Annotated in this window: 12 protein-coding genes; 6 read left to right on the top strand and 6 right to left on the bottom strand. The window is 68.4% G+C overall.

Going from position 1 to position 13,437, the window contains the following annotated elements; genetic code table 11:
• Positions 1-10: 10 nt before the first annotated feature.
• Both ACZ5BU_RS30825 and ACZ5BU_RS30820 read right to left on the bottom strand, forming a co-directional pair.
• Positions 11-1,393 carry an MFS transporter gene (locus ACZ5BU_RS30825; protein ID WP_465703945.1) on the bottom strand — a complete coding sequence of 461 codons (1,383 nt, stop codon included), beginning with the start codon at positions 1,391-1,393 and terminating at the stop codon, positions 11-13.
• Entirely contained in the window at positions 1,390-1,968 is a 579-nt protein-coding gene (locus ACZ5BU_RS30820) for a TetR/AcrR family transcriptional regulator (protein WP_465703944.1), read from the bottom strand. Before ACZ5BU_RS30820 ends, ACZ5BU_RS30825 begins: the two co-directional genes overlap by 4 nt.
• Positions 1,969-2,067: 99 nt before the next feature.
• Between ACZ5BU_RS30820 and ACZ5BU_RS30815 the strand changes: the two genes are divergently transcribed.
• On the top strand, positions 2,068-2,994 hold the full coding sequence (locus ACZ5BU_RS30815; protein ID WP_465703943.1) for an SDR family NAD(P)-dependent oxidoreductase: 927 nt from the start codon (positions 2,068-2,070) through the stop codon (positions 2,992-2,994).
• Here ACZ5BU_RS30815 and ACZ5BU_RS30810 read toward each other — a convergent pair.
• Genes ACZ5BU_RS30810 through lepA form a run of 3 tightly spaced genes read right to left on the bottom strand, consistent with a single transcriptional unit; the run spans position 2,982 to position 6,385 of the window.
• Positions 2,982-3,575: a TetR/AcrR family transcriptional regulator gene (locus ACZ5BU_RS30810; RefSeq protein ID WP_465703942.1), complete on the bottom strand. Its 594-nt coding sequence runs from the start codon at positions 3,573-3,575 to the stop codon at positions 2,982-2,984. The two genes, ACZ5BU_RS30815 and ACZ5BU_RS30810, sit on opposite strands and share 13 nt — an antisense overlap.
• A 10-nt stretch (positions 3,576-3,585) precedes the next feature.
• The gene (locus ACZ5BU_RS30805; protein ID WP_465703941.1) at positions 3,586-4,494 is read right to left on the bottom strand and encodes an aminoglycoside phosphotransferase family protein; all 909 of its coding nucleotides are present in this window, start codon (positions 4,492-4,494) and stop codon (positions 3,586-3,588) included.
• Position 4,495: 1 nt separating this feature from the next.
• Entirely contained in the window at positions 4,496-6,385 is a 1,890-nt protein-coding gene (gene lepA / locus ACZ5BU_RS30800; protein ID WP_465703940.1) for a translation elongation factor 4, read from the bottom strand.
• Between the two features lie 105 nt (positions 6,386-6,490).
• Here lepA and ACZ5BU_RS30795 point away from each other — a divergent pair, with 105 nt between their 5' ends.
• From ACZ5BU_RS30795 to ACZ5BU_RS30785, 3 genes are read left to right on the top strand one after another with little or no spacing between them, the layout of a single operon-like run.
• A complete protein-coding gene (locus ACZ5BU_RS30795) occupies positions 6,491-7,390 on the top strand; it encodes a protein kinase family protein (RefSeq protein ID WP_465703939.1) in 900 nt (299 codons plus the stop codon).
• 21 nt (positions 7,391-7,411) lie between these two features.
• The gene (locus tag ACZ5BU_RS30790; protein WP_465703938.1) at positions 7,412-7,939 is read left to right on the top strand and encodes a SigE family RNA polymerase sigma factor; all 528 of its coding nucleotides are present in this window, start codon (positions 7,412-7,414) and stop codon (positions 7,937-7,939) included.
• Positions 7,936-9,105, top strand: a complete 1,170-nt coding sequence (locus ACZ5BU_RS30785; RefSeq protein ID WP_465703937.1) for a hypothetical protein — start codon at positions 7,936-7,938, stop codon at positions 9,103-9,105. Before ACZ5BU_RS30790 ends, ACZ5BU_RS30785 begins: the two co-directional genes overlap by 4 nt.
• A gap of 48 nt (positions 9,106-9,153) precedes the next feature.
• Here the strand turns inward: ACZ5BU_RS30785 and ACZ5BU_RS30780 are convergent, their stop codons facing one another.
• Positions 9,154-12,156 carry a S8 family serine peptidase gene (locus ACZ5BU_RS30780; RefSeq protein ID WP_465703936.1) on the bottom strand — a complete coding sequence of 1,001 codons (3,003 nt, stop codon included), beginning with the start codon at positions 12,154-12,156 and terminating at the stop codon, positions 9,154-9,156.
• A 128-nt stretch (positions 12,157-12,284) separates the two neighbouring features.
• Here ACZ5BU_RS30780 and ACZ5BU_RS30775 point away from each other — a divergent pair, with 128 nt between their 5' ends.
• Together ACZ5BU_RS30775 and rpsT are read left to right on the top strand one after the other, a co-directional pair.
• Complete coding sequence (locus tag ACZ5BU_RS30775; protein ID WP_465703935.1) at positions 12,285-12,971, top strand: SRPBCC family protein; 687 nt, start codon at positions 12,285-12,287, stop codon at positions 12,969-12,971.
• 145 nt (positions 12,972-13,116) lie between these two features.
• Positions 13,117-13,377, top strand: a complete 261-nt coding sequence (gene rpsT / locus ACZ5BU_RS30770) for a 30S ribosomal protein S20 (RefSeq protein ID WP_141859325.1) — start codon at positions 13,117-13,119, stop codon at positions 13,375-13,377.
• Positions 13,378-13,437: the final 60 nt, after the last annotated feature.

Below are 13,437 nucleotides of genomic sequence, written 5' to 3'. Positions count from 1 at the left end.
TTCCACCGGTTTACTGACGCTTCAGGGGCAGTACGGCGATGATCAGCAACGTCGCCGCGGTCACGGCCGCGCCGATCCAGGCGGCCGCGCCGTACCCGGACTCGCGTGGGAAGACGCTGGTGGTGTGCGCGGCGAGGATCAGGCCGCCGAGCGCGCTGCCGGTGGAGAAGCCGACACTGCGGACGACCGCGTTCACGCTCATCGCGCTGGCGGTCTCGGCCTTCGGGGTGACCGCGAGGATCACGCCGGGCATCGCGGCCGAGAACGCGCCGACACCGAAGCCGAGGAGGCCGTTCGCAACGATCGGTTCGAGCAGGTGCGAGCGGGCGGTGGCGAACAGTACGAACGCGACCAGCACCGTCGCCGTACTTGCCGTCAGCAACATTCGCGGACCGAGTCGGACGCGCCAGCCGGGGACCAGGCGACCGGCCACGAAACCGAGCAGCGAGAACGGGACCAGTACCAGGCCGGCCTGGAAGGTGTTGAGACCGAAGCCGTAGCCGGCCGCCGAGGGGGTCTGTACGTAGCGGGTGACCATGCTGAACAGCAGGTACATGCCGATTCCGCCGGTGAACATCACGACGTTGGCTGCGGTGACCGCGGGGTGTCGCAGGAGCCTGATGTCGACGAGTGGGTTCTCGGTACGGACCTCGAGGAACGTCCAGCCTGCCAACACCAGCAGAGCAGCGATGAGCACGCCCAGGGCGAACCCGGTGTGGTGTTGCCACAGGCTCGTCTGACCGATCACCAGGAGCAGCGCAGGCAGCGCGATCGCGAGCAGGATCGCGCCACGTACGTCGAGCCGGACAGCCGGCCGGTCCGGAGCGTGCGGCAGTACGAAGACAGCGACGGCGAAGGCGGCCGCCGTGACGACGAGGCCGAGCCCGTAGGCGGCGCGCACACCGGCGACGTCGGTGATCAACCCGGACAGCGGGTAACCGATCCCGATCCCCGCAGTCGATGCCACTGACAACAATGCGATGGTCTTCGCGGCCCGGTGCTCGTCGAGGTGATCCCGGGCGACCGCCATCATCAGCACGAGCAGGCCGAGTCCGGAGCCCTGCAGCGCGCGGCCGATCAGCAGGAACGCGAACGGCAGCGGAAGCACGGTCAGCAGGCTGCCGACAGCTTCCGTCGCCAGCATCGCGAGCATGACCGTACGTCGACGTGGGCCCGATCCGAGGCGCCCGAGGACCGGCGTCGCGACGGCTCCCGCCAGTAGCGCGAGCGTCAACGTCCACTGCGATGCGGCGAGCGAGACGTCGTACTGCTCCGCGACCGCGGTGATCAACGGAGCTCCGAGGCTGCCGATCACGACCGACAGGATCACCCCGACGGACACCAGGAAACCCATCAGTACACGCGGCCTGGCAACCACCTGCGTCGTCCTCATCGGTTCGTCTCGGTCGTGATGTGGTTGAAGAGACCTGGTTTGATGCGAGTTCTCGCCTGGTGGGACCAGGGTTCGTCCACCTGGGGCAGGTCCAGGGCGGCACTGGTGTTGAGAAGCATGCCGAAGGCAAGGAACGCCTTGACGGTGACCGGGTCCAGCTGGGCGGTGTCAGCCACCGACTGCCACAAGCGGGCGAAGCTTGCTCGTACGGCGTCCCGCACCTCGCCGTCGCCGGCGGCCGCGGCGGCTGTGCCTTGGAGCTGGAGGAGCAGTGTCGTCCGGTCGGCGAGCATGTCGTTGTACTCCTGGCCCATCGCCGTCAGCGCCTCGATACCGCTGGTCCCGCCGGCCGCGGCGACCATCGCGAGCCGCATCCGCTCGAACGCCGCGTCCACGCACTCCAGGAACAGCAGCTTCTTCGTCCCGAACATCCGGAACACGTACGCCTGGGTGATCCCCGCGCGGCGCGCGATCGTCTCGGTCGAGGCGCCGGACAACCCGGCCCCGGCGAACTCCTGCTCGGCGATCCCGAGTACCTGTTCGCGCCGTTCCTGCCCGCTCATCCGTGTCGCCACGCCTCGAAGTTAGTAGGTAGTAACTACTAACCGCAATGTCTCCTGCATTACGTTTACGAGTGTATATTTACACTCGTAAACCAAGAGAGGAAGTGGGAGATGACAGACCAGCGATTCACCCGGCGCCGGGTGATTACCACCGGCGCCGTGACCGGTGTCGCCGCCGCGGCAGCCGGAGCGGCCGCGGGCGTGGCGTTCGCCCAGAGCGACACCCCGCCGACGATGCAGGCCTCGCCCCGCAGGCGTTTCGAGAACAAGGTCGTACTGATCACCGGCGCCACCAGCGGGATCGGCCGCGCGGCGGCACTGCTGTTCGCGGCCGAGGGCGGCAAGGTCGGGTTCTGCGGGCGCCGCGAGCAGCTCGGGAGGCAGGTCGAGGCGGAGATCCGGTCCGCCGGCGGCGAGGCGACGTACGTCAAGGCCGATGTCCGCGTCGAGGACGACGTCCGCACGTTCGTCGACGCGATCGCGACGAAGTACGGCGGGCTCGACGTCTGCTTCAACAACGCCGGGATCAGCATCGAGCGGCCGCTGCATGAATACACGACCGCCGAGTGGGACGACGTGACGAACACCAACCTGCGCGGCAATTTCCTCGCCCTCAAGTACGAGGTGCCGCACCTGCTGAAGCGCGGCGGCGGGACGGTCGTCGTGACCTCGTCGTCGAACGCGATCGCGACCACCGAGAAGCGGTCCGCGTACACCGCGACGAAACGCGGACTGGTCGGCCTGGTCCAGTCGGCCGCCCACGACTACGCGGCCCGCGGCATCCGGATCAACACGCTGATCCCGGGCACCACGAACACCGAGCTCGTCCGCCGGCTGGCCGGCATGATGAACGTCCCCGACCCGGTCTGGAACGCGCTCGCCGCCAACTGGGGCAAGACCCACGTCCACGGCCTGCAACGGATGGCGACCCCGAACGAGATCGCCGTCTTCGCGCTGGCGCTCGCATCCGACGACTTTCCGTACCTGACCGCGTCCCAGCTCGTCATCGACGGCGGCAAGACCGCCTACGCGGGCTGACCGAGGAGCTGCCGGACGAGGCGGTCGACGTACCGGTCCTCGTCCGGCAGCACGAACCACGGCATCGACACGCTCAGCTGCGCGCGCCCGTGCAGCGCGAGCCACAGCTCGAGGGAGGTCTCGCGGACCTCGTCGTCCGAGGCGTCCGGGAGTACGGCGCGGACCGCGGCGATCAGCGGTTCGAACGCGGCCCACCCGAGCTCGACCAGGTCCGCGGCGGGCGTGGCCAGGGCGTCGGTACGGCGGTGCGCGTGGAACATCACGGCGTACCGGCCTTCGTGCTCGCGCGCGTACCGCAGATAGGCCTTCGCGAGCGAGCGAACGTCGCCGTCGGCCGCGAGCAGGCTGTCGCGGAGCTCGCCGAAGAAGCGTGCCTTGACCGCGCGCAGCAGCTCCTGGAGGTCGGCGAAGTGCAGGTACAGGGCGGTCGGGCTGACGCCGGTCGCGGAGGTGACCGTACGCACCGACAACGAGTTCAAGTCCTGCGTCTCGAGCAACTCAGCCGTCGCCGTCACCAGCGCTTCCCGCAGGTCCTCCCCCGACCCACGCGGGCTGCGGGCTCTGCGGTTCGTCACGGTCACCTTGTGGAGTTTAGTCCTGGATGGCCTTGACGATCGCGATGTTGCGGGTCAGCCAGTCCTGTGGGAGAGACTCGTCGGTGCCGGTGGATTCGAGGGTCCACAGTACGTTCAGCATCTGCCGGACGATCACCCAGGCGCGGGCACGATCCTCGTCGAACCCGGCCGCGTCGACCGTCGTCCAGAACCGTTGCTGGACGGCGAACCGCAGGTCGTGCGCCTTCGCGACCTCGTCCCAGCGGTTCCAGATCAGCGGCGCGACCTCGAAGTGCGGGTCACCGGACAGCGGTTTCGGGTCGATCACCAGCCAGGGTTCGCGCTCCGCGGCGAGCATGTTCTCGTAGTGCAGATCGGTATGGATCAGCCGTCCGTCGGTGGCCGGGTCCGCGACGAAGTCGTCGGCCAGCGAGATCGCCTGCTCGACGTAGCGGTGCGGGACCGGCGCGGACGCCGGCAGCTGCCGGAACCGCTCGACCCACCGCTTCAGCTCCCCCGACAGCGTCCGGTACTGCGGTCCGGCCGGGACATGCAGCCGCTTGTAGGTCGCGCCAACGATCTCACAGGCGTCGAGCGCATCGACCGTGGTCAGGTCCCGCGACTCGAGCCGTTCCAGCAGCAGCGCGAACCGGCGCGGGTCGGCGCGCAGGAGTTGTACGGCGCCGTTGCCGGCCCAGTCGCGCAACGCCAGGTGCTCGGTCTCGGCCTCCCAGTGCGGGAACTGCACCTTCAGGACCGCGCGCTTGCCCTCGGCAACCACCGGCACGACGAGCGCGCAGTTCCCGTACGTCGCCGTACCGTCGATCTGCAACGACCACTCGCCGAGCAGGTCGCGGGTCAGCCGCGGCAGCCGGTCCAGCCAGTCCGCCCAGTCCTGACCGCGCGAGGCGACGACCAGCAGACCTTCGGGGATCTGGATCGACAACCTACTTCTTGCCCGCCTTCTCGGCTGGTTCGGAGGTGCGGAGGGCGGCGATGAAGGCCTCCTGCGGGACCTCGACACGGCCGACCATCTTCATCCGCTTCTTGCCTTCCTTCTGCTTCTCGAGCAGCTTGCGCTTCCGGGTGATGTCACCGCCGTAGCACTTCGCCAGGACGTCCTTGCGCATCGCGCGGATCGACTCGCGGGCGATGATCCGGGACCCGATCGCGGCCTGGATCGGCACCTCGAACTGCTGCCTCGGGATCAGTTCCTTCAGCTTGCCGGCCAGCGCGACCCCGTACGCATAGGCGTTGTCGCGGTGCACGATCGCGGAGAACGCGTCCACCGTCTCGCCCTGCAGCAGGATGTCGACCTTGACCAGCGCGGCCGACTGCTCACCGGTCGGCTCGTAGTCCAGCGATGCGTAGCCCTTGGTCTTCGACTTGAGCTGGTCGAAGAAGTCGAAGACGATCTCGGCCAGCGGCAGCGTGTAGCGCAGCTCGACCCGGTCCTCGGACAGGTACTCCATCCCGAGCAGGTTGCCCCGCTTGGACTGGCAGAGCTCCATGATGACGCCGATGAAGTCCTTCGGGCTCAGGATCGTCGCGCGGACGACCGGCTCGTAGATGTCGGCGATCTTGCCTTCGGGGAACTCGCTCGGGTTCGTGACGACGAACTCCTTGCCGTCCTCCATCTCGACCCGGTAGACCACGTTCGGCGCGGTCGAGATCAGGTCCAGGTCGAACTCGCGCTCGAGCCGCTCGCGGACGATCTCCATGTGCAGCAGCCCGAGGAACCCGCAGCGGAAGCCGAACCCGAGCGCGCCCGAGGTCTCCGGCTCGTACTGCAGGGCCGCGTCGTTCAGCTGCAGGCGCTCGAGGGCGTCGCGCAGCGTCGGGTAGTCGTCACCGTCGATCGGGAACAGGCCCGAGTACACCATCGGCTGGGGGTGCTTGTAGCCGCCGAGCGGCTCGGTCGCGCCGTGCACGGCCGCCGTGACCGTGTCACCGACCCGGGACTGGCGGACGTCCTTCACGCCGGTGATCAGGTAGCCGACCTCGCCGACGCCGATGCTCGGCGACTTCGCCGGCTCCGGGGAGATGACGCCGACCTCGAGCATCTCGTGCACCGCACCGGTCGACATCATCTTGATCCGGTCCCGATGGGTCAGCTCGCCGTCCACGACCCGGACGTAGGTGACCACGCCGCGGTAGGTGTCGTAGACGGAGTCGAAGATCAGCGCCCGGGGCGGAGCATCCTTGATGCCCTTCGGCGGGTCGATCTGCGCGACGATCTCGCTGAGCAGGTCCTCGACGCCCTCACCGGTCTTCGCGGAGACCTTGAGCACGTCGGACGGGTCGCAGCCGATGATGTGTGCCAGCTCGGCCGCGTACTTCTCCGGCTGGGCGCTCGGCAGGTCGATCTTGTTCAGCACCGGGATGATGTGCAGGTCCGCGTTCAGCGCGAGGTACAGGTTCGCCAGGGTCTGCGCCTCGATCCCCTGCGCGGCGTCGACCAGCAGTACGGCGCCCTCGCAAGCCTCCAGCGACCGGGACACCTCGTAGGTGAAGTCGACGTGGCCGGGCGTGTCGATCATGTTCAGGATGTACGTCGTACCGTCCGGGGCCAGCAGGCCGCCCGGGGAGTCCGGGCTCGGTGCGAACGGCAGCCGGACCGCCTGCGACTTGATCGTGATCCCGCGCTCGCGCTCGATGTCCATCCGGTCGAGGTACTGCGCCCGCATCGAGCGGTCGTCGACCACCCCGGTGATCTGCAGCATCCGGTCGGCCAGCGTCGACTTGCCGTGGTCGATGTGGGCGATGATGCAGAAGTTCCGGATCAGCGACGGGTCGGTACGACCCGGCTGCGGCACGTTCGTGGAGCCAGCGGGCACGGAGGGGTCCAAATCTCGTCTGGTACGTGGATATCCGCTCAATCATCCCATGGGGGTCCAGCGGATTCGAAAATCAGTAGCGACAGGCCGCTAGCGTGGTGACGTATGGCGCATGCTGCTGGGGTCCGGTTGCCCTACTTCGAACTGCCGTCCGCCGTGCGGGCGTGGGTGGAGCGAGAGCTCGGGTCGGTAGTGGTGTCGGCCACGACTCAGCAGGGCGGCTTCTCCCCCGGCGCCGCCGCCCGCCTGGAGGCCGCCTCCGGCCGCCGGGCGTTCGTGAAGGCCGTCGGTACTTCGTTGAACCCCAAGACGCCGGAGCTGTTCCGGCTGGAGATCATGGCGATGCAGGCGATCGGCCGGCTCCCGATGGCGCCGGAGCTGTACGCCGTGTACGACGACGGTGACTGGGTGGGCATGCTCTTCGAGGACATCGCTGGGCGTCTTCCCGCGCATCCGTGGGAGCAGCCGGACGCGGACCGGGTGCTGGACGCGCTGGCAGAGCTGACCGACGTACTGGACCCGTCGCCATGGCCGGACGCGCCGGTGATCGCCGTACGCAGCCATGACTTCCTGAGCCGCTGGGAGAACGTACTGGCGGACGGTCTCGCCGTACCGTCGTTCGTCGACCCCGAGGTGTTCGCCGAACTGGCGCGCACCGGGATCAGGGCGCTGGCCGAGGGCAAGGCGCTGGCGCACTACGACCTGCGCGCCGACAACATCATCCTGACCGACGACCGGGTGGTGTTCATCGACTGGGCGCACCCGGGGCTGGCGCCGCGCTGGGCGGACACAGTGATCCTGCACGCCGAGATGCGCGGTTCGGTGACGCTGCCGCCGCTCCCTGACGACGATGGGATCACGGGCTTCATCGCAGCGATCGCGGGCGGGCTGTGGTGGGGTTCGGCGCAGCCGGCGCCGCCTGGGATCCCGACGATGCGGCCCTGGCAGCGGGAGCATGCCTTGGTGCATCTGGAGTGGGTCCGCGATCGGATGCAGCGTTTCTGAGGCACAGGCGTCTGTAGCGGTGTGACGAATCCAATGGTGAGCGTCAGCCGCCCGGAACCTGTGGACACACAGGGGGCTGTTTCGGCGCTCTACGAACAGCACTGGGTCGGTCTACTCCGGCTCGCGGTGCTGATGGTGGACGACCGGCAGGCGGCCGAGGACGTCGTACAGGAGGCTTTTGCCGAGCTGTACCGGCACTGGCCGCTGCGGGAGCCCGATGCGGCCCTGTCCTACCTGCGTACTGCTGTGGTGAACCGCAGCCGGTCCGTACTGCGACGGCGCAAGGTAGCGCGGCTGTACATCCCACCTCACCAAGCCCCGAACGCCTCCGCCGAGAGCGACGCCGTAGTGGGCGAGGAACGCTCGCAGGTACAGCAGGCGCTCCAGGCGCTGCCACGACGTGCCCGCGAGGTGCTCGTGCTCCGGTACTACCTCGATCTTCCGTTCGCGGAGATCGCCCAGACTCTCGGGATCAGCGAATCCTCCGCCCGCGCCACCTCCTCGCGTGGCATCGCCGTCCTGACCGAACGCCTGAAGGAACTGCGATGACCGACACCGAGACCCGCCTCCGTGACTACCTCCACACCCAGGCCGCCGCCGTCCCTGACACCGCCCGAGGCCCTGGCTTCGAGCCACCCGTACGCCGCCGCCACTGGCCGGTCCTGGTCGCTGCCGCCACGATCGCCGTGGTCCTGGTCGTCACCGTGACCTTCCTGACCCGCACCTCGCCCGACAGCTCGGTCCCGGTTCCGGCCGGTCCGCCCCCGGGGCCGGTGTCCCATGCGGCTCCTGAAGTGCCGTACACGGTCATGACCGGCGACACTTGGACCGACCTCCACGCGACGCTGCACGACGGCGATCAGACGGTCCAGCTCCCCACCGGGGTCGGCGGTTTCGGCGGCCGGGTCGACGGTGGCTGGTTCGGCACGAAGCTGGTCAGGGGCAAGGGTGCGCAGGCAGGCGTCCTGAAGCCGGACGGCACGTTCCGGACGATCGGGCCGGACGGGATCGAGCTGGCGGTTCTCTCACCGGACCACCGGCAGGTCGCCGTCATCCTGCACCTCGACGAGAAGGGCGCGATCGCGATCTTCGACGTCAAGTCCGGCAAAGAGGTGTCACGCACTCCGGTGCTGCCGGTCCCGCCGGCCAATCTCGCCTGGAACCAGAGCGGGATCTGGGTGCGTGTCGACCAGTCGGCCCAGAACCAGCCCACCACCTACGAGCTGTACAACTGGCGGCCGAAGTCCGGCAAGGTCACCCGCGTGCCACTCCCGCAGTACAACGGCGGTCTGGCGGCTCCTGGGCCGTCCGACGTCGTCTCGGTGACGACGAGACGGGGCAACAACCGCTGCCTGAAGGCCGGCGTGTTGCGCAACGGGCAGTTCGACACGACCCGCGAGTACTGCGACGTCGCTCCCGCCGCCACGTACCCGGTGGTGTCGCAGGACGGGCGGACCATGGTGAGCAGCGACGTGAAGCTTGCCATCGACATCGAGTCCGGGAAGCAGACGAAGCTGCAACTGCCGGCCAACATCGAGGTGACGTCGTTCCCGGAGCCGGTGTTCGAGAACGTGAGCCAAGTGCTGCTGGTCACCCGTCCGGCGCGCAAGAACGGCCTCGCGGTCAAGGAGAGGGTCTACCGCTGTGACGTCCGGAGCGGTGAGTGTGCGGTCGCGCTGAGCACGACCGGCGGTGTGACGCTTCACCAGCCGTGACAGTACGAAGAGGGCGGCCCGGGTCTGCCGGGCCGCCCTCGCCGTTGTTCAGCTGTCTACGCGCACGAGGGTGTTGCCGGAGCCGTCTGCGCCGTCGGAGTACCGGAGCTGTCCGAGGTAGCGACTGCCGGCGGTCAGTCCGGTCCAGCTGGCTGTTACAGCGGCCTGTCCTGCCACCTGCACCGGCTGACTGGCTGGGGCGACGGTCAGGCTGCCTGCGGTGTTCTGCAGCTCCCAGTGGTTGAGCTTCACTTGTTGCTGGTTCGCTCCGGCGTACAGGTCGACGTACACATCCACCGGACCACCTGCGGGCCGGTCGAGGTTGACCTCCTCCTCTGCTGACCCGCCAGTGCTGCTGCCGAGCAGCGTCGTCGTTCCGGCCTTGTAGACAAAGACATCCAGGTCGGTACCGGCCGGGTAGTCCGCGTCGAACGTGGAGAACCTGGCGTACGTCGAACCCACCGGGACGTTCGCTGTGAACTTGGCGACGTGGTCGTTGGCCTTCGGCGCCGTGGTCGGGAACGACACACCACCCGGGGTCTTCAGCGTGGCGTCGGCGACCGTCGCCGCGTTCAGGCCCAGCGCGGTCGTGTTGAGCGTCCCGGCGTACCCGGAGGTGAGCGGGACCTGCACGGAGCCCGCCGTACCGGTGCCGTTGACCTGGACCGGCGCCTTCACTGTGAGCGGCTTGATCGCGAGCGTGCTGGCGACCGAGTGCTTCGCCGACTTCCACACCAGCTTGCCGAACGAGTACTGCTCGAGCGGCGCGCCGTTGTTCTCGATGGTGACCTTGTAGGTCGTAGTGCGGCCGGGGATCGTCACCAGCAGCTTCGGCGACACCGTCACCTTCAGGCCCTTCACACCTTCGACCTTCGGGAAGTACACCTCGGGGATCCGGCCGACGTTCGTGACGGTCCGGGTCACGGTCTGCTTACCGGCCAGGTCGCCGATCGCGATCGTCGGGTAGTTGAGGTCGCTCAGGTCGATCCTGCCGTTCGCGCACAGCTCGTGCGTACTCGGCACCTGCCCGGAACCGCAGACGAACTTCGCCCAGTCCGTGTACGTCGAGTCGTAGACCAGGCCGGGATCCATGCCGTACTTCGGCTGCACCTCGCCCGCGCCGTACCCGAACGGATTCGCCGCCGACCCGCTGTCGTTCTGGATCGGCTTGCCGCTCGTGTCCTTGTCGGTGGCGCTGGTCATCATCGCGGACTTGATCGCCATCGGGGACCAGGTCGGGTGCTTGCCCTTCAGCACCGCCGCGATCCCGGCAATGTGCGGCGTGGCCATCGACGTACCACTCATGAACGCGTACTCACCACCGGCCGCACTGAACGCGGTCGTCGCGGCGAGGACGTTCGTACCCGGCGCCATGATGTCGGGCTTGAGGAGGTCGCCGTTGCCGGCCGGGGACGGGCCGCGGCTCGAGGAACTCGCGACCATCGGGGCGTTCACGCGGACCGGGGTACCGGCGCCGATCGTCGCGGTCGGGTTCGCGGTGCCGCCGACGTACGCCTTGACCTCCGGCGCCTTCGTGTCGTCCAGGTGGACGGTCGGGACCGAATGCAGGTCGGCGTCCAGGGTGCCCGGGGTGAGGTTGAGCAGGATCATGCCGATGCCGCCGGCGTTCTTCACCTGCAGGCTCTTGTCGACGCGGGCGTTCACACCGCGGTCGCAGACCACGATCTTGCCCTTCACCTTGGCCGGGTCGAGCGTGCCGGCCTGGCAGAGCGTCAGGTTCGCCGGGTCGGCGTTGGGCAGACCCGCGTCCTTGGCCAGGACCACGGGCGCTTCCGGCGTACCTGCGCCGATCCCCGCGCCGGTGTAGGACTTGCCGTTGCCGAGCGTCACCGTGCTCTGGATGTCGCGGTCATGGGTGCCGTTGGCAACGGTCGTCACCCAGGGGTACGTCTTGCCGACGGTCGCGTCGCCCGGACCGGTGTTGCCGGCGCTGGTCGCGACGAACACGCCCGCCTTCGCCGCCCGCAGGAACGCGAGGCCGGTCGCGTTCACGTACGTCGACCCACTGCCGGAGACCGAGTAGTTGATCACGTCGACGCCGTCCGACACGGCGGCGTCGATCGCGGCCACGATGTCGGCGTCCGTACCGCTGCCACCACCGGTCGCGTCGACCGCCCACAACGCCTTGTAGATCGCCAGCCGGGCGTGCGGCGCCATCCCGGAACCCTTGCCGTAGTCGCGACCCATCACCGACATGTCGACGCCATAGTCACCGGCGGCCGTACTCGCGGTGTGCGTGCCGTGGCCGCCGTAGTCACGCGGCGACTTGAACTCCGCCGGGATCGGGCGGCTGCCGATGCCCTTGTCGAAGTACCGCGCGCCGATCACCTTGTTGTTGCAGGTGACGGGCGCCTCCTCGCCGGCCTGGCAGGTACCCTTCCACTTCTTCGCGACCAGAGCGTCGGACTGCTTGGTCGTCTTCATCGGCGCGAAGCTCGGCCGTTCCGGGACGAAACCGGAGTCGATCATTCCGATGATCACGCCGTCACCGGCCTGGTCGACCCCGCCCGCCTGCTGCCACGCGCCGCCCTTGCCGGACAGGCCCAGGAAGCGCGGCGTGTCGACGGTGTCGGCATGCTGGATCTCGCTCGGCTCGACGCTCTTCACGCCGGACGACTTCGCCAGCTTCACGGCGTCGTCGTACGACATCTCGGCCGAGAACCCGGCGTACGTGTAGTTGTAGTCGTAGAGCTTCTTGACGCCGGGGACCGTGTTCAGTACGTCGGTGCGCTCGTTGGCGAGGTGTTTGACGTAGTCGACCACGGGCGCGGCGGTCTTCAGCAGCTTCGCGCCGGGCAGCACCTTCGTCGCGGCCAGGCCGGTGATGTCACCGTCGTACTCCGCGACGGGTGAGTCGTCGAGCTGGACGATGTACGACCCGGTGCTGGAGCGCTTGACGTCGGGGTCGGTCGATTGTGTTGCTGGTTGGCCGGCGTTCGCGGCGTTTGCGGCGTTCACCAGCACTGGTATGCCGGCCGCGGCGGCGATCAGTGCGGTGGCGACCAAGATCGCCGGTCGTTTGCGGGTCACGGAGTTCCTCCAGGGCTTGGCGGAGCGATGGCGGAGCTTGGGGGCTCGCGGGGCCCTGAGTATGCCGTTGACCGCCGACAGTGTCACCCTCAGCACACACAGCGACCGCGGACCGAAGGGAAAACCCGATGCCCGACCTGACCGAATCCATCACAGTGCAGTCGACCGCTGACACACTGTACCGATTGGTCAGCGACCTACCGCGAATGCCCGAGTGGAGCCCGGAATGCACCCGAGTCACCTGGTCACACTCCCCAGCCCAGCCTTCAGCCGGTCCGACGGCGCCTGGCGCTCCCGGCGGTCCGGCGGCCTCGGGCAGTCCGGCGGCTTCGGACGGTCCCAGCGGTCCGGCGGCTTCGGACGGTTCGGTGGCGGATGGGCCGGCGGCTTCGGACGGTTCGGTGGTGGGTGGTCCGGTGGTGGGTGGTCCGGTGGTGGGTGGTCCGGTGGTGGGTGGTCCGGTGGTGGGTGGTCCGGTGGTGGGTGGTCCGGTGGTGGGGGCTCGGTTTGTGGGGCATAACCGGGCCGGGGGTGTCCGGTGGTTCACGTTCGGGCGGGTGGTGACTGCTGATCCGGGTCGCCGGTTCAGCTTCGATGTCACATTCGGCCCGATTCCGATCTCGCGGTGGGACTACTCCTTCGTCGGTACTACCGAGGGCTGCACAGTCACCGAATCCTGGACCGACCACCGCCCACGTATCCTGAAGAAGCTCCTCCGCCCCATCTTCGGCAACCGCACCCCGCGGAACGCCGACGGCATCCACACCACGCTGGCCCGGCTGAAGTCGGCCGCGGAGGCCGCGACCCACGCCTGAGCCCGGGTAGTCGGCCTGTCGCCGGTTTGGAGCTGGGGACGGCTTGTTGGTAATCTGGCTCTTCGCGCGCCCACGGGTGGTTGTTCAGTCGTGCGCCGCAACATCTTCCGTAATGACCGCACACACCTGATCGAGGCTCTGCTCCGTGGCGAACATCAAGTCCCAGATCAAGCGCAACCGCCAGAACGAGGCTGCGCGACTTCGCAACAAGTCCGTGAAGTCGACCCTCAAGACGGCTGTTCGTCGCTTCCACGAGGCCGTCGAGGCCGGCGAGGCCGAGAAGGCCAACGAGACCGCCCGCAAGGCCGGCCGCCTGCTCGACAAGGCCGTCAGCAAGGGCGTCATCCACGCCAACCAGGCCGCGAACCGCAAGTCGGCCATCTTCAAGAAGGCCGCCTCCCTCTGAGGCCCCGGTCGGGTCCCTGACCCGACCCCAACGATCGGCCCGTCCCCAGGACCGGCCGAT

This window comes from Kribbella sp. NPDC031520 (assembly GCF_055580825.1).
The sequence above is the reverse complement of the archived record's forward strand: the minus strand, read 5'-3'. Positions and strand labels throughout refer to the sequence as shown.

What these genes read in the sequence shown, in the direction of transcription:
- ACZ5BU_RS30825 (WP_465703945.1), bottom strand. Translation starts at nt 1,393, where the DNA reads ATGAGGACGACGCAGGTGGTTGCCAGGCCGCGTGTACTGATGGGTTTC.
- ACZ5BU_RS30815 (WP_465703943.1), top strand. Translation starts at nt 2,068, where the DNA reads ATGACAGACCAGCGATTCACCCGGCGCCGGGTGATTACCACCGGCGCC.
- ACZ5BU_RS30795 (WP_465703939.1), top strand. Translation starts at nt 6,491, where the DNA reads ATGGCGCATGCTGCTGGGGTCCGGTTGCCCTACTTCGAACTGCCGTCC.
- ACZ5BU_RS30785 (WP_465703937.1), top strand. Translation starts at nt 7,936, where the DNA reads ATGACCGACACCGAGACCCGCCTCCGTGACTACCTCCACACCCAGGCC.
- ACZ5BU_RS30775 (WP_465703935.1), top strand. Translation starts at nt 12,285, where the DNA reads ATGCCCGACCTGACCGAATCCATCACAGTGCAGTCGACCGCTGACACA.